Genomic DNA, 22,720 nt, shown 5'->3' on the forward strand with positions numbered 1-22,720 from the left:
AGTCTCTTGAAAACCTGGCGCGGCGCTCCTAGTTTTGGAGCCGGAAGCGCTGGGGGCCAGTCTTCGGCGCTTCGTTCCACCCTTGTTTGACGCAAGAACGAATGGAGGTTTCGCCATGTACCGATCCCTGTTTCCCCGCGACATGTTCGCCGAGCTGGATCGCCTGCAACGCGACATGCAGCAGGCCTTCGACCTGTCTCCCAGCATCCGCGGCTTCGGCCGCCAGAGTTTCCCGGCCTTGAACGTCGGCGGCACGCCGCAGACCGTCGAGATCTATGCATTCGCCCCGGGCCTGGACCCGGCCACGCTGGAGGTGCAGCTCGAGCGCGGGCTGCTGACGATTGCCGGCGAGCGCAAGAACTCACTGGCCGAGGCCGGTGACAGCAAGTCCGCGGTCCACATCAACGAGCGCTTTGCCGGCACCTTCCGGCGCGTGTTGACCCTGCCGGAAGATGCCGATCCGGAAGCCGTGCAGGCGCGTTGCAAGGACGGCGTGCTGCACATCACGGTGCAGCGCCGTGCGGCCTCGCAGCCGCGCCGCATCACGGTGCAGTGAGCCGTCTTTCCTGAACTTCAGCATCCAGGAGATTGACCATCATGAACAGCTTCAATCTTTCGTCCAAAACGCCCAACAGCTCGTCGCTTGCAACCCGCCCCGGCAACCAGGCGGTGGACAGGCCGCAGGACCAGTCTCAAGGCAAGCCGAACTACAGCGACGCCGCGCTGACCCCGCCGGTGGATGTCATCGAGGACTCGCAGGGCATCACGCTGTATGCGGACTTGCCCGGCGTGTCGCGTGACAAGCTGAACCTGCAGGTCACGGCCGACACGCTGACCATCGAGGCCGAATCCGGCCTGACGGTGCCGGAAGGCCTGCGGTCCAGTCACAGCGAGGTCAGTCTGGGCCGCTATCACCGGGTGTTCACGCTCAGCAAGGAGCTGGACACCGGCAAGATTGCCGCCGACCTGTCCAACGGCGTGCTGCGCCTGCGCATTCCCAAGGCCGAGCATGCGCAGCCCCGGCGCATCCAGGTGCAAGCCGGCTGACCGGCAAAAGCCCGCAGGGTCGCCCAGCCCCGCTCAGCCGAGCTGGCTGGGCGACAGGTAGTCCTTCAGGAAGTCGTCGAAATTCTGGGTTTCGGCGGCTTCGATGCGGGCCTGCTCGGCCAGCGACTCGCGGGCCATCGCGGCCCAGCGTTCGGCCGCAGTGGCGGGCAGCGGCTGGGCCAGGAAATGGGTGCGAACGGCGTCCGAGCGCTCGCGCACCCAGCCGACGAACGAGGCGTCCGGCCGCGCCTGGATGGCCGCCAGCACGCGGGCCGAAGGCGTCAGCGCCGGGTTGGCCAGCATCTGCCGGGCGGCGGCCAGCGCGGCCTGGTGCGGCCTGCCGTCGCCGGCCAGTCGCTGGTCCAGCAGATCGGCGATCGGGCCCATCTGAGTGAGCAGCTCGGCGGCCCAGTCGGTCAGCGTCAGCGTCTGTTCGCCGCGTTCCAGCAGCAGCCCAGGTTCACGGCCGCGGGCCGCCGTGCGGTGCTGGTTGCGGGCCAGCGCAGCGACTTCCTCGGGCGTGTCCTGCGGGCTGTCGCTGAGCAGGCAGTGCAGCAGGAAGGCGTCGAGGAAATGCGAGGTCTGCGCGCCAATGCCGGCCGGCTCGAAGGGGTCCAGGTCCATGCAGCGCACTTCGACGTATTCCACGCCGCGCTGGCGCAGCGCATGCAGCGGGCGTTCGCCGCTCTGGATCGTGCGCTTCGGACGAATCGTGCCGTAGAACTCGTTTTCGATCTGCAGCAGCGAGGTCGAGAGCTGCTGGTAGCGGCCGTCGGCACCCTTGACGCCCAACGCTTCGTAGGCCGGGTAGGGCTGGGTCAGCGCGTCCTGCAGCGAGGCGCCGTAGCCGGCCAGGTGGTTGTAGCTGACGCGCAGGCTGGCCTGGGCATCGCTCTGGTAGCCCAGGCGGCCCATGCGCAGCGAGGTGGCGTAGGGCAGGTACAGCGTGTCGGTGCCCATCGCGTCCAGGCCATGCTGCAGGCCGGCGCCGAAGTCGGTGCTGGTGGCGGGCGAGGCGCCGAACAGCCACAGCAGCAGGAAGGAATGGCGGCGGAAATTGCGGATCAGGCCGAAGTATTCGTCGTTCGACAGCCCTGGCAGCGACCAGTTGTAGTGGATGCCGGAGATCGTCTGCATGCGGCGGCCGTAGCGGTGGCTCAGGCCGTGGCGGTAGACGGTCTTGGCCTGGCCGACGTTCGAGCGGCCGTACTGGCCGATGGGAATCTGCGCGTCCGGCGGTAGCCGGCCGGGCATGCTGGCCACCCACAGGCGCTCGTCGCCAATGGCGCGGTAGCTCAGCTGGTGCAGCGTGGCGAGCTCGTCCAGCGTCTGGCCCACGGTGGTGTTGGCACCGGTCACCAATTCGACCTGCGACTCGCTGAAGTCGGTCGTGATGTGCGGGTGCGTGAGCGCCGCGCCCAAAGCGGCAGGGTGCGGCGTGGCGGCGAGCTGGCCATCGGCCTGGGTGCGCAGGCTCTCTTTTTCAATGCCGCGGCGCATGCCGGCCAGGCGGGCCGCGCTCAGCGCTTGCAGTTTCAGTTGCAGGGATTCAAAGCTCACCGATGCCTCCTCGGCAGATTTTCTAGTTCAAAGCCGACTTGGCGGTCATCCAGTCGGCTGCTGTCGCGTTGCACTGGGATGGCAGCTTGCCCGGAAAGTGCGTCATTGGACGCCAATTTCAAGGCCACCGCATGGCAACCCGATTAGGCCTCGCCAGGCTGGGGTTGCCGCGAGCAGCCGTGCCAAGGCTGCTCGAAATGTGGAAAGCGATTTGCCTCGGTGCCCCGAGGAGGTTTTTCGCAGCACGGGGGGTCGGCCAGCAGACTGTTGCCCAAAAGCAATTGTCGGCCCCGAACTTGCTAGCTTTTTCGGTGTGTGCACGCTCGCTTGCCCTGCTTCAATGTCAGCATTGGACCGAGCTTCCGCCTGAACCGCCATGTGCCTGATCATCAAAAAGCCCCGGGGCCGGCAGATTACCGCCGACTTCCTTGAAAACGCCTGGCGTGGCAACCACGACGGCTGGGGCTTCTTCTACCTCGACGGCAGCGGCCACCTCGCCACCACCAAGGGCATGCAGCTCAACGAGTTGCTGGCGCTGAACCAGGGCCTGCCGCTGGACTGCGAGGTCTACCTGCATCTGCGCAAGGCCACCTACGGCCACGTCAACCATGAGATGGCCCACCCCTACCAGGTGCGCGAAGGCCTCATGTTGATGCACAACGGCAGCATCGAACACCTGGCTCCCACCGACACCCGCCGCAGCGACACCTCCGAGCTGGCCCGCATGCTGGCCTGCATGTTCGACGGCCTGAGCGATGCGCAAGTGGCCAGCATGATGCGCAGCGAAGGCTTCAACCGCCTGATCACCCCGGCCATCAAGGGCTCGATGGTGGTGCTGCTGGACCGCGAAGGCGCGGTGCGCCTGGGCCGCGACTGGCACGTGGTGCAGCCGCGCGAATGGAACGGCGTGATGCCCGGCATCGAAGTCTCCAACACTCACGCCTGGGCCCCGCTCTGGGACCTGCAGACGCCGGCCTGGCGTCGCGTGGCCCGCAAGGCCTGGCAATGGCTGACCGGCCGCAAGGTCAAGCTGGTGATGCAGCGCGGCTGAGCGCCCGCTGCCGTCAATCGGTCAGTCAGCCCGGCCGCCGCAGCTTGAACTTCTGCTCCGGCGCTATGCGGAAATAGTCCGCCGGGCCGCCGCCACGCAGGATGGGCTGGCCGGCCGCCGTGTCGTACACGCCATTCACCAGCAGGCGCTTTGCAATGTGCACGCCCACCACCTCGCCCAGGATCAGCCAGGTCGGCACCAGTTCGCCCGCGGCGCTCTGCAGCTGGACGATTTGCGTCAGCTTGCACTCGAAGCTGACCGGGCTCTCGGCCACCCGCGGCGGCTTCACCAGGCGCGAGGCCAGCGGTGTCAAACCCGCCAGCCCGAACTCGTCGACCTCCGGCGCGACCATGGCTGAAGACGCGTTCATCGCCCCGGCCAGCGGCTCGGTCGCCAGGTTCCAGCAGAACTCGCCGGTTGCGCGGATGTTGCGCAGGCTGTCCTTCTCGCCCACGCTGGCAAAGCCGACGATGGGCGGCGTGTAGTTGAAGCCGTTGAAGAAACTGTAGGGCGCCAGGTTCAACACACCGGCCGCGGAAATCGAGGAGATCCAGCCGATCGGCCGCGGGCCGACGATGGCGTTGAACGGGTCGTGCGGCAGGCCGTGGCCTTTGGCGGTCTCGTAGAAATGGAGGTCGTGCATGAGGTGCGCATCCAGGTGGGCAGTGTGTGCTCTGCGACACGGAGGGTGTAAGGAATTGAATGAATGTAAGCGCTCGGCTTCGGCGCACGGGGCAGCGCCTGAAATGCCGGGCTGCAGGCTGGGGTGGCGATGATTGACGCCGCGGAGTCTGCGCCCGGATCATCGCGCCGGGCCGCGCATGTGCCGGCCATGGCCCGGAGGGATCACATGAACACCAAGACGCTGTTTCGCGCCAGTCTGCTGACTGGCTTTGCCCTGCTGGGCCTGGCGACCGCACCCGCCTGCGCGGCGAAGACCGGGCAGGCCACCTTTTACGGCTACAGCGGCGGGGGCAACTGCATGCTGCCGGTGCCAGGCGACGTGTACACCGCTGCCATCAACGGGACCGATTACCAGGGCTCCAAGGCCTGTGGCGGCTACGTGCTGGTGAAGAACAGCGACACCGGGCAGACGGTGAAGGTGCGGATCGACGACCAGTGCCCCGGATGTCCCGCGGGCAATCTGGACCTCTCTGCCGAAGCCTTCAAGCAGATCGCCGATCCGGCGCAGGGCATCATCAACATCAGCTGGAAATACGTGCCGTACGACCAGCCCAGCATGCAGCTTTTCATTGCCGACGGTTCCAGCCAGTACTACACGGCAGTGCAGGTGCGGCACCATCGCTACCGCATCAACAAGCTGCAGTACCGCCTCAGCGCGCAAGGTGGCGCGTGGACCACGGTGGCGCGAACCGACTACAACTATTTCGTCAAGCAGGACGGCATGGGCCCAGGCCCGTACGACTTCCGGCTGACGGACGTGAACAAGCAGGTGGTGGTGGTGCCGAACGTGCCGCTGCAGACCGGCGTGGAGATCGAGACCGGCAAGCAGTTCCCGGTCTACGCGCCTTGATGATCATCCAGGGCGTTTCGCTTCCCGTGTCGGCCTCATGAGAAAACGAAGGGTCGCCCCAGGTTTTCTCATCCTCCTCGGGGGGCCTGACGCGAAGCGGCGGGTCTGGGGGCGCTCTCAGGCCCGCTCGGCGAGTGCCTTGGCAATGCGCTGCCGGCCCACGGTCGGCCGCGGCACCTTGCCCTTGACCTCGTCGAACCAGGCGCGAACGTCTTCTTCGAGCATGTTGCCGTGCATGTAGTTGTAGATGGCCTTTTTCAGGCCGCGGCCGAGGGCGTCGTGGTCGGTGCCTGTCGGGTCCAGGAAGCCCACGTCGTTCTTCGCGAACTTGCCGTCCGGCAGCGGCAGCAGCGTGATGCCGTAGTCCGCCGGTTGTTGGCCGACGGGTGAGTGCACGGTGCAGGCGAAGCGGTGGAAAAAGCCGCTGTGGATGCAGCCGTTCTCGAACAGCTGGCGCACGTATTCCAGCGCGTCCACGGTGTCCTGCAGCGTCTGCGTCGGGAAGCCGTACATCAGGTAGGCGTGCACCAGGATGCCGGCATCGGCAAAGCCCTTCGTGACGCGCGCAACCTGCTCGACCGACACGCCTTTTTTCATCAGCTGCAGCAGCCGGTCCGACGCCACCTCCAGGCCGCCGGAAATCGCCACGCAGCCGCTGTCGGCCAGCAGCTGGCAAAGGTCCGGCGTGAAGGTCTTCTCGAAGCGGATGTTGCCCCACCACGAGATGCCCAGCTCGCGCTGGATCAGCGCCTGCGCCAGTGTCTTCAAGGCCTTGGGCGGTGCGGCTTCGTCAACGAAGTGGAAGCCGGTCTGGCCGGTCTCGGTGACGATCTGCTGAATGCGGTCGGCCAGTACTTCGGCCGAGGCGCCTTCATAGCGCGAGATGTAGTCCAGGCTCACGTCGCAGAAGCTGCACTTCTTCCAGTAGCAGCCGTGGGCGACCGTCAGCTTGTTCCAGCGGCCGTCGCTCCACAGCCGGTTCATCGGATTGAGCATGTCCAGCAGCGACAGGTACTGGCCCAGCGGCAGCCCGTCCCAGGTGGGCGTGCCAACCTCGGTGAAGGCCACGTCGGCCTCCATCATGTTCTGGTAGCGCACCTCGCCCGATTCGGCGTCGCGCACGAAGGTGCGCACCAGGCGCTGGCGCGAGCGCTGGCCTTTGACATGCTCGATCAATGCCAGCAGCGGGCGCTCGCCGGCGTCCAGCGTCACGAAGTCGACAAAGTCGAACAGCCGCGGCTCGCCCAGTTCGCGCAGCTCGGTGTTGACAAAGCCACCGCCCAGCGCAATGGCCACGCCAGGGAACTCGCGCTTGATGGTCTGCGCAATCCGCAGCGCGGCGTACACCGCGCCGGGGAAGGGCACCGAGAGCAGCACCAGCTGCGGCTGGTGGCGCGCGAGCGCTTCACGCGTGAGCGCGGCCAGCGTGTCGTCCAGCAGGTTGGGTGCTTGCGCCAGCGCGTCGGCCAGCGGGTCGAAATGCGGCTGGCTGGTGGCCAGCTGCTCGGCATAACGAACGAACTCGAAGCGCGGGTCCACCGCGTCGCGCAGCACGTCGGCCAGGTCGTTTAGGCACAGCGTGGCCAAGTGGCGCGCGCGGTCCTGCAGCCCCAGCGCGCCAAAGGCCCAGTGCAGCGGGTCGCCGCTGCCGTCATCGACGTAGTGTTCCAGGCTCGCGAAGCGCGCGCCTTCGGGCAGCCAGAAGCGGGTGACGATGCGGTGCGCCAGCGTGGCATCGGTGCCTTGCAGGAAGCGGATCAGCGAGGTGATGCAGGCCCGGTAGCGGCGGAACTCGGTGATGAAGTGCCTGACCTGGCCGGTGCGCCGCGCCTCGGGCAGCGCCAGGCAGGCGGCCAGCACCTGGTCCAGCCCGCTCGGCGAAAACAGCCGCAGCACCAGCGCCAGCGCAAAGTCTTCCTGCACCGCAGCAATCTCGCGCGAGCGCAGGAAGCCGGTCAGGTAGGCGGTGGACGGGTAGGGCGTGTTGAGCTGCGTCATCGGGGGGATGAGGCTCAACACCTTGAACTCGGGAGCGGCGGACATGGGCGGGCACGGGGCAACAAGAGGGTGGCCCAGGCCACCATGCCGCAGTTGCGGTTCGCCCGAATTGTGCCAGCCGCCTCCCGACCCGCGTGTCAGCGGGGAACTGCCCCGAGCAGGAACATCTCCACCGCCAGCTTGACCTTGGCGCGCACCTCGGTCTCGGACACCGGGGGTGGCGGGTTCTGGAACACCCGATTGTTGATTTCGGCCGTCAGCAGCGCAAAAAACTGCTGGGCCATGACCTTCGGATCGGTCCGGCGCAGTTCCTCGCGTGCCATGGCCGCCGAGATCAGCTTGGCAATGGCCTCGATGCTCTGCGCAGGCCCGGATTCGTAGAACAACTGACCCACCACGGAGTGGCCCGACTCCGCGACGACCATGCGGTAGACCGCGATGGCTTTCTCGTCGTTGACCAGCACGTGCAGCATGCGTTCGCCAAAGCGGGTGAGCTGCACGCGCAGCGGAACGGGCTTTTCATTGGCCTGTGACAGGTCATCCACCGCGTCTGCCAGGTTGGCCGTCGCCAGCGTCTCGACCACGGCCACGAACAGCGCTTCCTTGGACGGGAAGTAGCCATAGAGCGTGGCCTTCGAGCCGCCGAAACGCCGGGCCAGTTCATTCATCGAAGCCCGCTCGTAGCCCATCTCCTGGAACAGTTCCGCCGCTGCCAGAACGATGGCGCTGCGGCGCGCCTCCGTGCGTACCTTCATCCTTGCTCCTCAAAAGTGAACCGGATGGTACTTTTTTCTTGACGCGCCAGAAAAGCAAACAAATAATGAACTGTACGGATCGGTTTTGATTTCACCGATGTTGGCCGGGCTGCACATGCAGGCAGCCAAACGGGCCGGCTCGGCGGCTTCGTGGCCTCGTCGCCGCTGACCGCTTCTTCAACGCGACCTCACCCAGGAACCGCCATGTCACCTTCCAAGCCTTGGTTTTCCGGCGCTGCGCTGGCGCTGTGCGTCGGCCTGACAGCCTGTGCCGGCACCCAGCCGGTGCCCTATGCCGGCATCACCTCGTCCGACCGTCTGCACCAGAACACGCTGGACGAGACCGGGCGCATCCCGCTGGCCTATCGGTCCGGGGTGGCGCTCAGGCGCTACGGCAGCGTCAGCCTGGATCCGGTGCTCATCTACCGCGGCGCCGACAACCAGTTCGAGGACATCGCCGAATCCGACAAGCGCGAACTGGCGGCCTACATGCAGCGCCAGTTCTCCGACAGGCTCGATGGCTACGCCCGCCATGCGTCGGGTGCGGCTGGCAAGGCCTTGCGCATCCAGGTGACGCTCACCGGCGCCAAGAGCAGCACTGCGGTGCTGAGCACGCTGTCGCGCTTCGACCTGGTGGGCGGCCCCTACAACGCGGTGCAGGCCGCGCGTGGCAAGGAAGGGGCGTTCACCGGCTCGGTGACCTATGCCGTCGAGGTCTTCGACGCCGACACCCAGGTGCTGCTGGCGGCCTACGTCTCCAAGCAATACCCCGGCGCCTGGGACCTCAAGGCGGGCATCGGCGCTTTGAACGCCGCGAAGGCCGGCATCCGCAGTGGTGCCGACGAACTGGTGAGCTACCTCCAGGACAACTGATTCCTGCACCTCTTTCCCGTCATTGCTCCTCATTTCAAGGACACCCGCATGAACTTCCTCTCGAAGGCCGCCCTGTTCGGCAGCACCGTCCTCGCTCTTGTCGCCTGCGGCGGTGGCGATACCGCCGAATCCCTGAATGTCGGCCCTGGCCAGGTGCGTTTCGTGAACGCCGTGCCGGCCAGCCCCAGCCTTGCGCTCTACCGCAAGGACGACATGGAAAACGAGGCCGGTGTGCAGGCCTATGAAGGTGCATCGAAGTACTACGACACCGTCAACGTGACCTCCGACTGGAGCGCGCGCGACGCCACCACGGGCACGCAGCTGGGCGTCACGTCCATGCGCGTCGAGAACGGCACGCTGTACACGCTGGTCGCCCTCCCGGGTTCCGGCAGCGCCTACAAGCTGCTGCAGATCTCCGACCCCTACAACAAGCCGCTGGATTCCGACAGGGCCCGGGTGCGCATCGTCAACGGCACGCCGGAGGTGGGCAGCTTCGACGTTTACATCACCGCGGTGGGCGCAGACATCGGCAGCGCCACGCCCGCGATGGCCGGCGTCGCCGGTCAGATGCCCAGCCCTGCCTCCGGCTCGGATTCCTTCATGACCGGCGACGGCACCTACCAGATTCGCCTCACCGGCGCAGGCTCGAAGTCCGTCTTCTTCTCCGGCACCTTCAAGCTGGGCAACGACGACGACGTGCTGTTGATCACCTTGCCCGGTGCCGCCAGCGGCGAGGTCAAGATCCTCGACATCCCGGCTGGCAAGACGCAGTCGAACACCGAGATCCTGAACGAAGCGGGAGGCTGACACTCCGCAACGGCAAGACCCGCGAGGCCGCCCACCATGTCACGTCCTGCCGATGCAGCCCCGCGCGCGGTGCCGCCCGTGCTGCAGACCGCCATCGTCATCCTGGCGCTCGCCGCTGGGCTGGTGCTGCTTCACTTCGGCCGGGCGATCCTGGTGCCTGTGACGCTGGCCGTGGTGCTCAGCTTCGCAGTGACGCCCTGGGTGCGCATGCTGCGTCATCTGGGCCTGGGGCCGCGGTCGGCGGTATTCGCGGCGGTGGCTTCCGTGGTGTTGGCGGTGGTGTGGCTGCTGGTGCTGATCGGCACCCATGCCCTGCACATGGCCGAGCGCTTGCCGGCCTATCAGGCGAACCTGAGCGCCAACCTGGACGCCTTGCGCTCGGGTGCGCTGCTGCCGCTGCAGAGGACCTGGGACGCGGCCGACGCACTGCTGGACGCGCAGCAGCCAGGCGCCGGCGAGGCGAGGCCCTTGCAGGCCGTCGCCGTGGGGCCGTCTGCAACGCGCATGGTGCCGATGACCACGCCGCTTCGCCGCCTGCAGCAGTTGCTGGCCTGGCTGTGGGGCCCGATGGTCAGCACGGCGGTGGTGGGCATCGTCATGGTGTTCGTGCTGCTTGAGCGGGCCTCGTTGCGGGACCGCTTCATCCGCCTGATCGGCCAAGCGGACCTGCGCGCCACCACGGCCGCCATTGACGATGCGACGCAGCGGCTGTCGCGCTACCTGGCCCGGCTGTTCATCGTCAACCTGGGCGTGGGCGTGGCGGTCTGGATGACCTTGTCGCTGATCGGCCTGCCCGAAGCCTTTGTCGCCGCAGCGTTCACGGCCGTGCTGCGCTTCGTGCCGTTTGCCGGCGTGCCCCTGGCGGCGCTGCTGGCCATGGGGCTGGCGCTAGGCGCCTCTGCCGGCTGGCATCTGGTGCTGATGACGGCGGCAGCCTTTGCGGCTGTGCAGCTTGTCACCTCGCAGCTCATCGAGCCCCGGCTGTACGGCCGGGCCACGGGGCTGTCGCCGCTGTCCATCATCCTGGCCACGCTGTTCTGGGGCCTGCTCTGGGGGCCTGTTGGCGTGCTCATCTCCACACCGCTGATGCTGTGCCTGGCCGTGGCCGGGCGCCACGCCAGCTCACTGGGCTTCCTCGACATCCTGCTGGGCAACGGCCCGGCGCTGACGATGGCGCAGAAGTTCTACCAACGGGCCTTGTCCGGGGACTCCGACGAGATCATCGGCGATGCAAAGGGCTTCATGAAACGCCGCACGCTGGCCGCGTATTGCGACGCGGTGCTGATGCCCGCGATGCAGCTGGGTGGGCGTGACTTCGAAGTTGGCGCCATCAGCTTGCGCCAGCAGGCCAGGATCCGGTCGGCCGTGGTCGATGTGGTGGAGGCGCTGGAGGGCGCCCGGCGTGAGCCCGTGATGGCGGCCGGCCGTCCCAAGCCAGATGCACAGGCGGAGGGCCTGAGTTCAGGCCTGCTGTTGCGCCACAAGCGTCTGGCGCGTGAGCGTGCACGGCCGAAGGCGGTCATTCAACAGCCCTCCTTGGCCGCGCCCGCAATGCGCAGCGTCGTTTGTGTGGGCATGGGTTTGCCAGGCGACGAGTTGGCCACCGAGCTGATGGTGCGCATCCTGCGCAGCCTCGACCTGGACGCCCATCACCTGACCCCGCCGGACCTGGATTCGCAGCAGGCGGCGTTGCCGCCTGCCGCGGCCATCGGCGCTGTCTGCATCGTCAGCATGGCAGCGCGTGGTGAGCAAGGGCCAGGTGAATGGCTTGGCGAACGCCTGGTCGCCATCGCGCCGCAGGCCGCTCGATTTGCCTTGCTGCTGCCTGGGCCGGAGGCCGAGCTGCTGGGCAATGCCCTGCGCGAATCGGTCGACGGCATGGGCCACTCCTTTGAGCGCATCGCTGGTGAGGTTCGCACCCACCTGGCAGTCGGCGCGACCCACCTCGCCATGCAGCAGGCCCGGGACCAAATGTGATTCGGCCACTCAGGAGCAGATCATGGACACACCCTTGAACGAGATGACGCCGTGGGTGCCGCAGACCTGGCCTTCGGGCCTGCCGCTGCTTGTCACGCTGCCCGGACTGCGCGCCCAGGACGCCGCTCGCACCGGCATGGCGCTTTACGCCGCCGGGTTCCGTGTGATGGCCGTGCCGTGGGCGGGACTCGCCACGCTGGCCACGCTGCAGCAACTGGTGCGCGCGCTCCCGGCCGACTGCGTGGTCGGCGCCACCGGCGTCAACGATGCGTCGCAGGTGCTGGACGTGGTCCATGTGGGCGGTCGCCTGGTGGTGGCGCAGGCTTTCGAGCCCGAGTTGCTGCTGCTCGGGCTGCGCCTGCGCCTGTTCGTGGTCCCGCACGTCTATTCGCTGCGAGAAGCCTTGCAGGCGATCCAGTCGGGCGCCCAGGCCGTGCGGCTGCACCTCACGGGCGACATCACGCGCCGGGCGCTGATGGACTTCGAACCCTTCGTGCCCGAGGGCGTCGAGATATGGCCCGCAGGCAACTGCGCCTTGGAGGCGCTGCCGCTGCGGTTTGCGGTCGACCACCATGTCTACCGGCCCGATCAGCCTGACGCCGCGAGCCAGCGACTGGCGGCATTTGGCGCGGCCAGCTGGACCCGCGCCCGCGCCGCAATGGAAGCGGCAATGCCGACAAGCCTCTTGAAGGCGCGGCCCGGCGAAGGTTCACGCGCCGGCCTGGAAGACTGACACCTTGCCGCTCGGTACGACACAGCCTGAAACACGGATTGCCGGCCTGCGCCTACAAGGCCGTGCGGCAGCAACTCACACGCCTGCGGGCGGCGTCAACGGTCTACTTTCAGCACTGCGAACACCGCGCCTGCGCTGTTCATCCGTTATCACAACGAGAGGCTGTCCCATGACCATTCGCTCCAAACTTGCCCTGTTGGGCTGCGCCCTGCTCACCGTCTCCGCGCTGTCCGCCTGCGGCGGCGGTGACACTGCCGACTCGCTGAACCTCGGCTCCGCCCAGGCCCGTTTTGTCAACGCTGCGCCCGGCAGCCCGAGCCTCACGCTCTACCGCAAGGGCGACTACGAGTCCAGCGCGGGCGTGCAGGCCTATGAAGGTACCTCCAAGTACTACGACACGCCCAGCGTGACCTCCGACTGGGCCATCCACGACTCGACCACCGGCGCCGTGCTGGCGACCACCTCGCTGAACACCGAAAACGCCACCTACTACACGCTGGTGGCCCTGCCGGACGGCACCGGCTACAAGCTGATGACGATCTCGGACCCCTACGATAAGCCGGTGGACTCCAACCGTGCCCGCGTGCGCATCCTCAACGGCTCGCCGCTGACGGGCACCTATGACGTCTACATCACGCCGCCCGGCACCGACCTTGCCACCGTCTCGCCCAACATGGCTTCGGTGGCCAGCCAGGCCGTGGTGCCGGCCTCAGGCGCCAACTCGGTCTTCATCGGCAGCGGCACCTACCAGGTTCGCCTCACGCCCGCCGGCTCCAAGACGCCGTTCTACAGCGCCAGCATGACCGTGGGTGACGACGACGATGAACTGCTGATCAGCCTGCCGAGCGACGACGGCCTGAACGTGCAGCTGCTCGACGTGCGCCATGGCAGCACGCAGGACAACGTCGTGCTTGCCAACACGCTGCCCTGAAGATCAGCCGCCGGCCGGCTTCAGCCGGCTGGCTGCCGGTCCAGTGGCCAGGCCTGCGCCAGCAGCTCGTAGGAGCGCAGCCTGGCGCTGTGCGCATGCAAGGCCCCGGCGACGATGAACTCGTCGGCACGGGTTTCCTTCTGCAAGGCCTGCAGCTTCGCGCGCACCGTCTCCGCGCCGCCCACCGCGCTGGCCGCCAGCATGCGCTGCACGCTGTGCTTCTCATGCGGCTGCCACATGGCCTCCATCTCCGCCGGGTCGATGGGCGGCGGCAGCGGGCCACGCTGGCCGCGCTGCATGCCCAGGAAGCGCTGCTGGATCGAGGTGAACAACCGCGCCGCTTCAGCGTCGCTGTCGGCCGCGATCACGTTGACGCCCACCATCGCGTGCGGCTTGGGCCATTCGGCCGAGGGCTTGTAGCTGTCGCGGTACACGTCCAGTGCCTGCAGCAGCAGGTCCGGCGCGAAATGCGAGGCAAATGCAAACGGCCGGCCCAGCCAGGCGGCGAGCTGTGCGCTGAACAGGCTGGAACCCAGCAGCCACACCGGCACGTGCGTGCCCATGCCGGGAATCGCGCGCACTGCCTGGCCGGGCTTGGCGTCGGCCAGGTAGGCCATCAGCTCCTGCACCTCGCGCGGGAAGTCGTCTTCGGTCGTGGCCGTCGGGCCGCGGCGCAGCGCGCGGGCGGTGGGGCCATCGGTGCCGGGTGCGCGGCCCAAGCCCAGGTCGATGCGGCCGGGGTACAGCGTGGCCAGCGTACCGAACTGTTCGGCAATCACCAGCGGCGCATGGTTGGGCAGCATCACGCCGCCGGAGCCCACGCGAATGCGCTGCGTGCCACCGGCCACGTGGCCGATCAGCACCGCCGTGGCCGAGCAGGCCACGCCATCCATGTTGTGGTGTTCGGCCAGCCAGTAGCGCTTGTAGCCCCAGGCTTCCGCATGCTGGGCCAGGTCCAGGCTGTGTTGCAGCGCCTCGCGGGCGCTGCTGCCTTCGGCAATGGGGGCGAGGTCGAGGACGGACAAAGGAATCATGGCGCCCATCTTGGCCCTGTCGGCCTGCCCTTGGCTGGCGGACGGTTTTTGCGGCTTCTCGGCCGCGCATGGCCGCGCAGGCTTCAAAATCCGGTCCATGTCCTCCCTGTCTCTTTTCCTGGCCCGCGTGGCGCTGGCCATCCGGCGTGTGGTGCTGACGCTGGCCGGCCTGGTGTTCGTCGCCATCCTGCTGCTCGTGGGCCTCACGCTGGGCCTCATCCTGCTGCTGTGGGCGCTGCTGCGCGGCCGCCGCCCATCGCCGATGAACCTGCGCTGGGGCCGCGGCGCACGTGGCATGCCCGGCTGGGCCACTGGCCGCCAGCCGTCCGCCAACAGCGCCGAGGTGGTCGACATCCAGGCCCGCGAGGTGCCGGCCGCTGCGGACGCGCCCGCGCCCGCTTTGCCCCGCCAGCCGCGCTGAGCCGCGCATGCCTGCTAACCGACCCGAGCGCTGGGCGCTCGACGCCGGCGACAGCGACGTCGCCGTGCTCACCATCCCGGCCGTGCTGCTGCAGCACCGCGTGTTCGAGGTCGACGTGCGCTTCGTCGTGCGCAACCCGTCCCACGATCCGGAAACCTGGCACGCCCTCAGCGTGGAACTGGATGGCCGGCGCGAATGGTCCCGCCGCCTGCCCACCCACCCAGGCACCAGCACCGATTCGCTGGACTACCACTGCCGCCGCGAGCTGCCCGCCGGCCAGGCGCTGCGCATCCGCGCCGTCACGCAAATCGGCCCCGGCACCCGCCGGCAAAAGCTGGTGATCGAGGCCGAAGAATCGGTGGATTGAGGCGGGTCTGCCGGCCCGGCAGTGCTCAGAAAAGCCCCGGCTGGTCCGGTGACGCCGCGGCTCCGAGGCCCGCACCTTCCAGTTGCAGCAGCTGCAGCTTCAGCGGCACCCCGCCAGTGGCCGAGAAACCGCCGGCCAGCCCGCCTGCCGCCAGGATGCGGTGGCAGGGCACGATGGGCGCAAACGGGTTGCGCCCCAGCGCCTGGCCGACCGCACGCGCCACGGCCGGCGGCTGATCCAGCAGCCTGGCCATCTCGCCGTAGCTGCGCGTCTGCCCCGGCGGAATCTGCCGCGCGAGCTGCCACACGGCCACATGGAACTGCGCATGCCCATCGAAGTTCAGCGCCACATCCGCCAGCGTGTCCCGGCTGCCTTCGGTCAGCACCGCCACCCAGCGCCGGGCGACCACCGCCATCGCCGGCGGCAGCGTGTCGTGCCAGGGCGGGTCTGGAAACTGGTGGCGCAGGCGGCGCGCCGTGTGCGCTGGGTCGGCTTCCGGCAGGTAGCAGCCTCTCAGCCGCCCGTCGTCGCCCCAGGCCAGGCCACAGGCGCCGACGGGCGTGTCGAACAGGGCAATGCCGCCTGTCAGTGAAGTGCTCACGGGTTGTTCCGTTCTGGGGTCACGGAGAGCGGGGTTTTAAACCAATGCCGTTGCTGCTCAAAAGAACGGGTCCATGTCGAGGGCGTCGTCTGCCAGCCGTTGGCGCGCGAGCTTGAGCCAGCGCTTGGTGGCAGCCACGTCGCCGAGCAGGCTGATCTCCCTGGCCATCTCGGCCAGTTCAAAGCGCAGGCGCCGGGTCTCGTGCGCGAGTTGCGCGCCCAGCTTGAGTGGGTTCAAGCCCCGCCCGGGCGCCAGCCCGAAGTCCATGCAGAAGCCGAACTCGACCTGGCCGATCTCCGTCTTGAGTTCGGCGAGCTGCTCGGCCAGCACCTTGTTGTAGTGCTTCACCCGCTTGGTGTCTGCGTTGGCCATGTGCCCGGCGTCGACCTGTTCGATCTGCAACTGCAGCTCCAGCAGCGTGAGCAGGTCGTTGTTCTCGTAGGCCTGGTTGGCCCGTTGCATCAGCGCTGTCTTGATCGTGCGCTGCTCGGCGTCGGTCTCGCGATCTGGATGCAGCGCGCTGGCCAGCTTGCGGAAGACTTCGCGCACCGACTGTGTGGCCTGCTGGGCTTCGGCCTCGCGGCGCTGCTGCGCGGCGCTTTTGCGACTGCGGGATGACTTGGCCTCCTGCTCGGCATCGGCGGCCTGCGTGTGCGCCTGCATCTGTTGATGCATGCGTTGCATCAGGTCTTCCTCGCTGGCGATGCCCTCGTCATCCCCCAGATCCAGCCCCGTCGCCAGCTCGGCCAGGTCCTTCATCGCGAGCAATGCTTGCGCGCGGTCGGTGTCGAAGTCCACGTCTGCGTGCCTGGCGAACAGCGCCTTGAGTTCGGCGTCGTCGTCGTTGGCCTGCAGCAGCTCTGCCGCGGCATTGCAGACGAGTTCACGCATCGTTTCGCGCTCGGTGCGCGTCCAGCCTTTGCGTGCAAGCGCCGAATCCAGCGCGAAAGCCCAGCGCCGCTGCAAAGCCTGCTGTTCCTCCAGCAAGGGGGCGTGCACCTGCGCGTGCGCCTTGGCATAGAGGACGATGTTGTCTTGCCAGGCCGCCAGGGTCTTGCGCGATTGCTCGATCTGCCGGATCAGGGTGTTGAACCGCTTCTGCTCGGGGGTCAGCTTCGCGGCGGGATCGGCGGGGACGATTCGGATGGCGGCGAGGTCAGTCATGGTTTCAGACATGTCAGAGGACCATGCATTGTCCGATGACACCCTGCCTGCTCGTATCTGGCACCCGCTGGTCACCGCACAGACGCGGGTGCCTTCGCTCACTGCGGCTGGAAGCCACTCGCCTTGATGATGCGGGTCCAGGTTGCCGTGTAGGCCTTCTCGCGTGCGCCGAGCGCTTCCGGGCTCATGTGGCCGACCGTCAGGCCCATCGCGGTAAGGCGTTCGTGCACGGCGGGCTGGGCAATGACCTTGGCGAGGGCTGCGGAGAACTGGTCCAGCGTGGCCTTGGGCGTGCCGGCGGGCGCGAACACGCCGTAGTAGGGCACGTCCTCGAAGCCGGCCAGGCCGAGTTCGGCGAAGGTGGGCACCTCGGGCATCACGGCCTGGCGGGTGTTGCCCAGCACGGCGACCACGTGCAGCTTGCCGCTCTTGTGGTTCTCGATGAAGTCGGGGATGGAGCCGGTGCCGGCGGCGATCTGGTTGCCCAGCATGTCGGCCATCATCGGTGCGCTGCCGCGGTAGGGCACCGGCACCAGGTCCAGCTGGTATTTCTGGCCGATGACCTTGACCAGGAATTCGGGCACCGAGGCCGGCGCCGGAATGCCGACCGAGCCCTTGCCGCCTTGTGCCTTGGCCCAGGCGACGTAGTCATTGAAGCTCTTGGCGGGCGTGCCGCCGGAGACGGCGAAGGCGTTGACGAAGGTCGCGAAACCGCCGGCCGGCACAAAGTCCCGAGCCGGGTCGAAGCCGGGTGTCTTGACGACCTGCGGCAGGATGGAAATCGTGTGGTCGTGGCTGAGGAACAGCGTGCTGCCGTCTGGCGCCGCCGTCTTCAGCGTTTGCGCGGCGAGCTGACCACCGGCGCCCGGCTTGTTCTCCACGACCACCGGCACGCCGAGTTCGTCCTTCAGCTGCTCGGCCAGGATGCGGGCAATCGCATCGGTGCCACCGCCTGCGGGGAAGCCCACCAAGAGGCGCAGCGGCTTGCCGCCGGCATAGGCGCTTTGGGCGTGCGCCAGCGGCCAGGCGGGCGCGGCGAGCAGCGGCAGGGCGGCCTGCAGCAGGCGGCGGCGGGACAGGGTGGGGCGCATGGGGAATCTCCTCTTTGTGCAGTGACCGGCCGCTTCGCATGGCGGTCGTGGGTGAGCATAGCGGCTGCCAGGGCCATTGGCCCGGCGCAGAGGCACAATGCCAAGCGCCGCTGCCGGGCAGTTTCATCCGGCGGCACCTCCGATTTCCTGCTTCGTTTTTCCGTCCTGCATGCCTGATTCCACCCCCGTTTCCCTCCGGCTGCCCCAGCGCCACCACGTGGATCGCGTGCCGGAACACGTCACGCCGGAGGCGATGGAGCGGGTGCGGCAGGCGGCCTACAACCTGCCACAGGTGGTCAAGCCGACGGATTACCTGCCGGAAGACGCGCCCGGGCTGGAAAACCACCTGGAGACGCTGGGCCTGATCAAGCTGCAGAAGGCGGTGCCTGGCCACCGGCCCAGCCGCTGGATCGCGCCGGAGCTGATCGACTCGGCGCTGCGCCACCTCGACGAGGTCGGGGCCGGCAAGGAAATGCGCGCGGTGCTGATCGAGCGCAGCGCGGCGCTGGATGTCCTGGGCATTCACCGCCAGGGCAGTGGCTGGGAGCGGCTGATGCGCCAACCGCTGCCGCTGAAGAGCGACGCCTGGCCCGATGGCACGGCGCTGCAGGTGGCCTACCTGGCGCCATTGCCGGCCGAGCCGGTGTGGTCCTTTTTCCGCAATGGCGACGAGCGTGCGCTGCTGGGCTCGCTCGGGCCGGCGGTGCCCTGGCCGCACGCCGAGGCGCTGGCCCGGCACCTGGACGCGCTGGCCGAGCGCAGCGACCTCTGCGACAGCCGCAGCATGGGCTCGCTGGTGGCCCGGCTGCAGGCCGAGTGCTCGCGCCCGCAAGGGCCAGACGAGCTGATGGCCGCCTGCACCCGCGCGCAAGACCGCTGGGAACACCAGGTCAACGAGCAGCAGACGATGGTGGGCCTGAACCGCGAGCTGGGCTTCCAGGGCTACCCGGACAGCTTCGCGCTGGCGCGGCAGTTGAAGCGCAAGGTCTCGCTCTATGTGGGCCCGCCCAACAGCGGCAAGACCTACTCGGCCTTCGAGCGCCTGGCCGGTGCGCTGGACGGCGCCTACTTGGCGCCGCTGCGCCTGCTGGCGCTCGAAGGGCGCGACCGGCTGGTGGCGCGCGGCGTGCCGTGCTCGCTGCTGACCGGCGAGGAAAACGTGCCGGCCAACGGCGCGCGCGTGGTTTCCAGCACCATCGAGATGGTTGGCACGCGCGACGCGGTGGACGTGGCCGTGATCGACGAAGCGCAGATGATCTTCGACGCCTCGCGCGGCTGGGCCTGGACCCAGGCCATCGTGGGTGTGCCGGCGCGCGAGCTGATCATCATCTGCTCGGCCTATGCGGTGCCGGCCATCGAGAGCCTGCTGGGGCTGTGTGGCGAGAGCCCTGTCATCCGCCAGTTCGAACGCAAGCAGCATGTGGAGCTGCTGAAGGCGCCGGTGCCGATTCCGGCGCTGAAGAAAGGCGACGCGGTGGTGGCTTTCAGCCGCCGCGAGGTGCTGATGCTGCGCGACCAGATCGGCGCCAACGGCCACCCGGTCTCGGTGATCTATGGCGCGCTGCCGCCCGAGGTGCGGCGCCGCGAGGCCGAGCGCTTCGCCACTGGCGAGTCGCACATCCTGGTGGCGACGGACGCGATCGGCATGGGCCTGAACCTGCCGATCCGCCGCGTGCTGTTCTCCACCATGACCAAGTTCGATGGCGTGGGCGACCGGGTGCTGAGCGAGTCCGAGGTGCACCAGATTGCCGGCCGCGCGGGTCGCTACGGCATCCACGAGGAAGGCTTCACCGGCGTGCTGCACGAAGCCGAGCCCAGTGCGGCGCGCGCGCTGAAGGACCTGCTGCCGCGCACCCCGCGCGCGCCGCTGCACTTCAAGGCCCCGGTGGCGCCGAACTGGTGGCATGTCAGCACCATCTCGCAGCGCCTGGGCAAGCAGAAGCTGCACGAAGTGCTGAGCGTCTTCATGGCCCAGCTGGAGCTGGACAACGCGCACTTCCAGGTGGCCGAGCTGGAACAGATGCTGGCGCTGGCCGCCGAGCTGGACCACAACGCCGGCACGCTGACGCTGAAGGAGCGCTTCATCTATGCCCAGGCCCCTGTGGACACGCGCACCGAATCGCTGGTTCAGGAGTTCTTCGGCTGGGCCTGGCACCATGCCCGCACCGGTCAGGCAGGCCGGCCGGACTTCCTCGGCCAAGTCGATGGTTTCAGCCGGCTGGACCGCATGGAACAGACGCTGCGCGCCTGCACGCTGTGGCTGTGGCTGGACCTGCGCTTCCCCGGCATCTACGGTCACCTGGAAGAAGTGGTGGCGCTGCGCAGCGAGCTGAATGACGGCATCGAGCGCCAGCTCAAGGGGAAGAAGCCGCTGTGGCAGGCCCGTGGGGGTGGCGGCGGCGGCGGTGGTGGTGGTGGCAACCGCGGCGGGCGGCGCTGAGCGCTCGCCGGAAAACGGACCGACCATGAAGACCAGGACCTGGGCCGCACTGGCGCTGGTGTTTGCCGCCGGCCTCGCCGTGTACTGGTACGAATCACCCTGGCTCACGCTGTGGCAGATGCAGTCTGCCGCCAAGTCCGGTGATGCGGCCAGCTTCAACGCCCATGTCGACTACCCGCGCTTGCGCGAAAGCCTGAAAGGCCAGGTCTCGACGCTGCTGGCGGACCAGATGGGCGGGTCGGACGGCAACAATGTCGGCTCGGCCATTGGCGGCCTGCTGGGCATGTTCGTCGCCGACAAGGCCATTGACGCCTTTGTCCGCCCCGAAACCGTGATGCGGGCGATGCAGGACGGCAGGCTGCTGCCTTCGCTGCACCACCACAAGCCTTCGGCCTCGTCGCCAGACGGCACCCCGCCACCGCCCGCAGGCGAGCGCCTGCAGTGGCAGACCGAACGCGAAGGCGCCGACCGCTTCGTCGCCTTCGCCCTCAAGCCCGGCACCCCGCGCGAGCAGGCCACCGCCTTCGTGCTGGCGCGCCACGGCTTTGCCGACTGGCGCTTGAGCGAACTGCGGCTGCCTCAGCTGGCGCGCTGAGGGCCGGGCCTCAGCGGCTGAGTTCCATCAGCTCGATGTCCTTGCGCAGCAAGTCGTTGACCAGGGTCGAGAGTTCAATGCCTTTGGCGCTGGCAAGGGCTGCGAGCTTGGCCTGCACCTGATCGTCCAGGTAGACGGGCAGACTCAGCTTGGCGCCAGGCTGATGGAACTTGCCGCGAGTGCCCTTTGAGAAGTCGATCTCGCCGGGCATGTCGTCGTCGAGCGAGCTGGCTTGTGTTCCCATCTTCATCACCTTGCTGCTGGGCTGGCCCTCATCGGGTCAGCGCGGTTCTTGCTCGTAGTGCCGGCGCTCGGCCTTGGTGGCCTCTCGCGCCGAAATGATCCTGACCTTGGCACTGTCCGGTCCAGTCGCATCGTGGGTGTGCGACACCGCCAGCAACTTGCCGTCACTGGCCAGGCCCAGTGTGAACCAACGCTCCTCGAAGTTGCTGTGGGCTTCGTCGAACACCGTCAGGGCCAGCGCATCGTGCAGCACGCTTGCCGCCTGGGCGAACGATACCCCGTGCTTGGCCAGGTTGGACCGCGCCTTCTGCGGGTTCCACGCGAATTCCAGCTGAGGCACCGACCCACCGCTCAACGCTGGCCCTCCGCTTTGCGCGAAGCGGCCCAGCACTGGCGAAGACCTGTGCCGGCTTTGAACGACTTGCTGAACAGCATGCGTTTGCCCATCGAAATTCCGACTCGTTGGCACGAGTCTAGGGCAGTGAGCACCTTGTCGGCCAGCACCTGCATTTGCTCGGGATTGGCCACGCCTTCGCAGACCAGCACGAATTCGTCGCCGCCGACGCGGGTCAGCAGCACGGCAGCATGCACGTCGCCGTGGAACAGCGTGGACTTGTCGTCCTGGAACCAGGGACGTTTGGAGACGTCCACGCCTTCGAGCAGGCCGTCGTTGGCAGCCAATGCCTTGCCGCTGGGGTCGGTCAAGCCGATTCAGGCAATTTCCGGCTCGCGATGTCGCATGGCGTCCAGCGCGGCGCGGGTGATCGCAGGAAAGGCTTCACGGCCATGGGTCTCGATGGCGCCACATCCAGTGCCACAGGCCGGCTCAATTCAATTGGCCGGGGCGGCGGGTGCAGGCGCGGATGCCGCTGCGGCAGGCGCCGAAGCGGCCGCAGCCGGCAGCGGCGGTGCGGTCAGGGGTTGCGGCACGAGGGCTGCCGTGGTCGCCCGGTCCTGCTGCCGGCTGTCGCCCACCGACTCACGCAGGTAGCGTTGCATCAGGATGAAGAAGCGATCGTAGAACTGGCCAGCCGGAATCGTCTCGCTGGCGACCTTGACCAGCGAATCGTCGCTGGCCGACAGTGGAATGGACAGCGAGCCCAGCGCCGGCAGGCCCAGGCTGGCCGAGTTGGCACTCTTCTTCAGCGCGTAGCGGTCCTGCATGGCGCTGACATAGGCGGTCGACACCTTGCCCGAACGGCCTTCCGGCGTGCAGACCACGGTGAACGAGATCTCGACGTGCACCTCGCCCTCGGGCTGGAAGCGCTTGCTGCCATTGACCAGGTCCGGCTTCAGTGTGTTGATCACATAACCCTGGCTCAGCAGCGCGCGCCGCGCCGCCTCGCAGGTGTCGTCCGGCTCCGCGTCGAACAGCCGAGAAAACGTCTCGTCCGACTTGAACTGCTCGTTCTGGTAGACCGAAGTCCTCTTCGGAATCACCGTGTCGCAGCCGGTCAGCGCCCCAGCCACCGCCAGCATCAACAGCCCGCAGGCAGCC

The 22,720-nt window shown here is 67.8% G+C and carries 25 protein-coding genes; 13 read left to right on the top strand and 12 right to left on the bottom strand.

The window, feature by feature from the left end; translation table 11 throughout:
• The first annotated feature begins 115 nt into the window (after positions 1-115).
• The gene (locus ACAH41_RS28810) at positions 116-556 is read left to right on the top strand and encodes an Hsp20/alpha crystallin family protein (RefSeq protein WP_325655417.1); all 441 of its coding nucleotides are present in this window, start codon (positions 116-118) and stop codon (positions 554-556) included.
• A gap of 41 nt (positions 557-597) precedes the next feature.
• Complete coding sequence (locus ACAH41_RS28815; protein ID WP_325655418.1) at positions 598-1,047, top strand: Hsp20/alpha crystallin family protein; 450 nt, start codon at positions 598-600, stop codon at positions 1,045-1,047.
• A 33-nt stretch (positions 1,048-1,080) separates the two neighbouring features.
• Here ACAH41_RS28815 and gshA read toward each other — a convergent pair whose 3' ends face one another.
• Entirely contained in the window at positions 1,081-2,607 is a 1,527-nt protein-coding gene (gene gshA, locus ACAH41_RS28820; protein ID WP_325655419.1) for a glutamate--cysteine ligase, read from the bottom strand.
• A 376-nt stretch (positions 2,608-2,983) separates the two neighbouring features.
• Here gshA and ACAH41_RS28825 point away from each other — a divergent pair, with 376 nt between their 5' ends.
• Positions 2,984-3,658, top strand: coding sequence for a hypothetical protein (locus tag ACAH41_RS28825; protein ID WP_325655420.1), 675 nt, complete (start codon positions 2,984-2,986; stop codon positions 3,656-3,658).
• 25 nt (positions 3,659-3,683) lie between these two features.
• Here ACAH41_RS28825 and ACAH41_RS28830 read toward each other — a convergent pair whose 3' ends face one another.
• Positions 3,684-4,301: a flavin reductase family protein gene (locus ACAH41_RS28830; protein ID WP_325655421.1), complete on the bottom strand. Its 618-nt coding sequence runs from the start codon at positions 4,299-4,301 to the stop codon at positions 3,684-3,686.
• A 207-nt stretch (positions 4,302-4,508) separates the two neighbouring features.
• Here ACAH41_RS28830 and ACAH41_RS28835 point away from each other — a divergent pair, with 207 nt between their 5' ends.
• On the top strand, positions 4,509-5,192 hold the full coding sequence (locus tag ACAH41_RS28835; RefSeq protein WP_170200807.1) for an expansin EXLX1 family cellulose-binding protein: 684 nt from the start codon (positions 4,509-4,511) through the stop codon (positions 5,190-5,192).
• Positions 5,193-5,309: 117 nt separating this feature from the next.
• Here ACAH41_RS28835 and ACAH41_RS28840 read toward each other — a convergent pair whose 3' ends face one another.
• Both ACAH41_RS28840 and ACAH41_RS28845 read right to left on the bottom strand, forming a co-directional pair.
• A complete protein-coding gene (locus tag ACAH41_RS28840) occupies positions 5,310-7,235 on the bottom strand; it encodes a B12-binding domain-containing radical SAM protein (protein WP_325655422.1) in 1,926 nt (641 codons plus the stop codon).
• A 92-nt stretch (positions 7,236-7,327) separates the two neighbouring features.
• Positions 7,328-7,945, bottom strand: coding sequence for a TetR/AcrR family transcriptional regulator (locus ACAH41_RS28845; RefSeq protein WP_325655423.1), 618 nt, complete (start codon positions 7,943-7,945; stop codon positions 7,328-7,330).
• 204 nt (positions 7,946-8,149) lie between these two features.
• Here ACAH41_RS28845 and ACAH41_RS28850 point away from each other — a divergent pair, with 204 nt between their 5' ends.
• The 5 genes from ACAH41_RS28850 to ACAH41_RS28870 all read left to right on the top strand — a co-directional run bounded on the left by ACAH41_RS28850 (position 8,150) and on the right by ACAH41_RS28870 (position 13,266).
• Complete coding sequence (locus ACAH41_RS28850; RefSeq protein WP_325655424.1) at positions 8,150-8,818, top strand: DUF3313 domain-containing protein; 669 nt, start codon at positions 8,150-8,152, stop codon at positions 8,816-8,818.
• Positions 8,819-8,866: 48 nt separating this feature from the next.
• On the top strand, positions 8,867-9,625 hold the full coding sequence (locus ACAH41_RS28855; protein WP_325655425.1) for a DUF4397 domain-containing protein: 759 nt from the start codon (positions 8,867-8,869) through the stop codon (positions 9,623-9,625).
• A 36-nt stretch (positions 9,626-9,661) separates the two neighbouring features.
• The gene (locus tag ACAH41_RS28860) at positions 9,662-11,602 is read left to right on the top strand and encodes an AI-2E family transporter (protein WP_325655426.1); all 1,941 of its coding nucleotides are present in this window, start codon (positions 9,662-9,664) and stop codon (positions 11,600-11,602) included.
• Between the two features lie 22 nt (positions 11,603-11,624).
• Entirely contained in the window at positions 11,625-12,335 is a 711-nt protein-coding gene (locus tag ACAH41_RS28865; protein ID WP_325655427.1) for a hypothetical protein, read from the top strand.
• A gap of 169 nt (positions 12,336-12,504) precedes the next feature.
• On the top strand, positions 12,505-13,266 hold the full coding sequence (locus ACAH41_RS28870) for a DUF4397 domain-containing protein (protein ID WP_325655428.1): 762 nt from the start codon (positions 12,505-12,507) through the stop codon (positions 13,264-13,266).
• 20 nt (positions 13,267-13,286) lie between these two features.
• On the opposite strand, the gene ACAH41_RS28875 is transcribed toward ACAH41_RS28870, so the two are convergent.
• On the bottom strand, positions 13,287-14,300 hold the full coding sequence (locus ACAH41_RS28875; protein WP_325655429.1) for an LLM class flavin-dependent oxidoreductase: 1,014 nt from the start codon (positions 14,298-14,300) through the stop codon (positions 13,287-13,289).
• A 97-nt stretch (positions 14,301-14,397) separates the two neighbouring features.
• On the opposite strand from ACAH41_RS28875, the gene ACAH41_RS28880 reads away from it, so the two are divergent.
• The gene (locus ACAH41_RS28880; protein WP_325655430.1) at positions 14,398-14,721 is read left to right on the top strand and encodes a hypothetical protein; all 324 of its coding nucleotides are present in this window, start codon (positions 14,398-14,400) and stop codon (positions 14,719-14,721) included.
• Between the two features lie 7 nt (positions 14,722-14,728).
• Entirely contained in the window at positions 14,729-15,088 is a 360-nt protein-coding gene (locus tag ACAH41_RS28885; RefSeq protein ID WP_325655431.1) for a hypothetical protein, read from the top strand.
• Positions 15,089-15,113: 25 nt separating this feature from the next.
• Here the strand turns inward: ACAH41_RS28885 and ACAH41_RS28890 are convergent, their stop codons facing one another.
• The 3 genes from ACAH41_RS28890 to ACAH41_RS28900 all read right to left on the bottom strand — a co-directional run bounded on the left by ACAH41_RS28890 (position 15,114) and on the right by ACAH41_RS28900 (position 17,944).
• The gene (locus ACAH41_RS28890; protein ID WP_325655432.1) at positions 15,114-15,689 is read right to left on the bottom strand and encodes a methylated-DNA--[protein]-cysteine S-methyltransferase; all 576 of its coding nucleotides are present in this window, start codon (positions 15,687-15,689) and stop codon (positions 15,114-15,116) included.
• A 57-nt stretch (positions 15,690-15,746) separates the two neighbouring features.
• Complete coding sequence (locus ACAH41_RS28895; protein WP_325655433.1) at positions 15,747-16,853, bottom strand: molecular chaperone DnaJ; 1,107 nt, start codon at positions 16,851-16,853, stop codon at positions 15,747-15,749.
• Positions 16,854-16,951: 98 nt separating this feature from the next.
• Complete coding sequence (locus tag ACAH41_RS28900; RefSeq protein WP_325655434.1) at positions 16,952-17,944, bottom strand: Bug family tripartite tricarboxylate transporter substrate binding protein; 993 nt, start codon at positions 17,942-17,944, stop codon at positions 16,952-16,954.
• Positions 17,945-18,113: 169 nt separating this feature from the next.
• On the opposite strand from ACAH41_RS28900, the gene ACAH41_RS28905 reads away from it, so the two are divergent.
• Both ACAH41_RS28905 and ACAH41_RS28910 read left to right on the top strand, forming a co-directional pair.
• On the top strand, positions 18,114-20,384 hold the full coding sequence (locus ACAH41_RS28905; RefSeq protein WP_325655435.1) for a helicase-related protein: 2,271 nt from the start codon (positions 18,114-18,116) through the stop codon (positions 20,382-20,384).
• A gap of 25 nt (positions 20,385-20,409) precedes the next feature.
• On the top strand, positions 20,410-20,979 hold the full coding sequence (locus ACAH41_RS28910) for a DUF2939 domain-containing protein (RefSeq protein WP_325655436.1): 570 nt from the start codon (positions 20,410-20,412) through the stop codon (positions 20,977-20,979).
• A gap of 10 nt (positions 20,980-20,989) precedes the next feature.
• Here ACAH41_RS28910 and ACAH41_RS28915 read toward each other — a convergent pair whose 3' ends face one another.
• From ACAH41_RS28915 to ACAH41_RS28930, 4 genes are all read right to left on the bottom strand, one after another.
• The gene (locus ACAH41_RS28915) at positions 20,990-21,223 is read right to left on the bottom strand and encodes a hypothetical protein (protein WP_370538747.1); all 234 of its coding nucleotides are present in this window, start codon (positions 21,221-21,223) and stop codon (positions 20,990-20,992) included.
• A gap of 36 nt (positions 21,224-21,259) precedes the next feature.
• A complete protein-coding gene (locus ACAH41_RS28920; protein WP_325655438.1) occupies positions 21,260-21,562 on the bottom strand; it encodes a BrnT family toxin in 303 nt (100 codons plus the stop codon).
• 11 nt (positions 21,563-21,573) lie between these two features.
• On the bottom strand, positions 21,574-21,927 hold the full coding sequence (locus ACAH41_RS28925) for a hypothetical protein (protein WP_325655439.1): 354 nt from the start codon (positions 21,925-21,927) through the stop codon (positions 21,574-21,576).
• Positions 21,928-22,053: 126 nt separating this feature from the next.
• Positions 22,054-22,701 (bottom strand): DUF2242 domain-containing protein, encoded by a 648-nt coding sequence (locus tag ACAH41_RS28930; RefSeq protein WP_325655440.1) that lies wholly within the window; start codon positions 22,699-22,701, stop codon positions 22,054-22,056.
• Between the last annotated feature and the right edge of the window lie 19 nt (positions 22,702-22,720).

The sequence above is a fragment of the Ideonella sp. genome, from assembly GCF_041287625.1.
Classification (GTDB): domain Bacteria; phylum Pseudomonadota; class Gammaproteobacteria; order Burkholderiales; family Burkholderiaceae_C; genus Ideonella.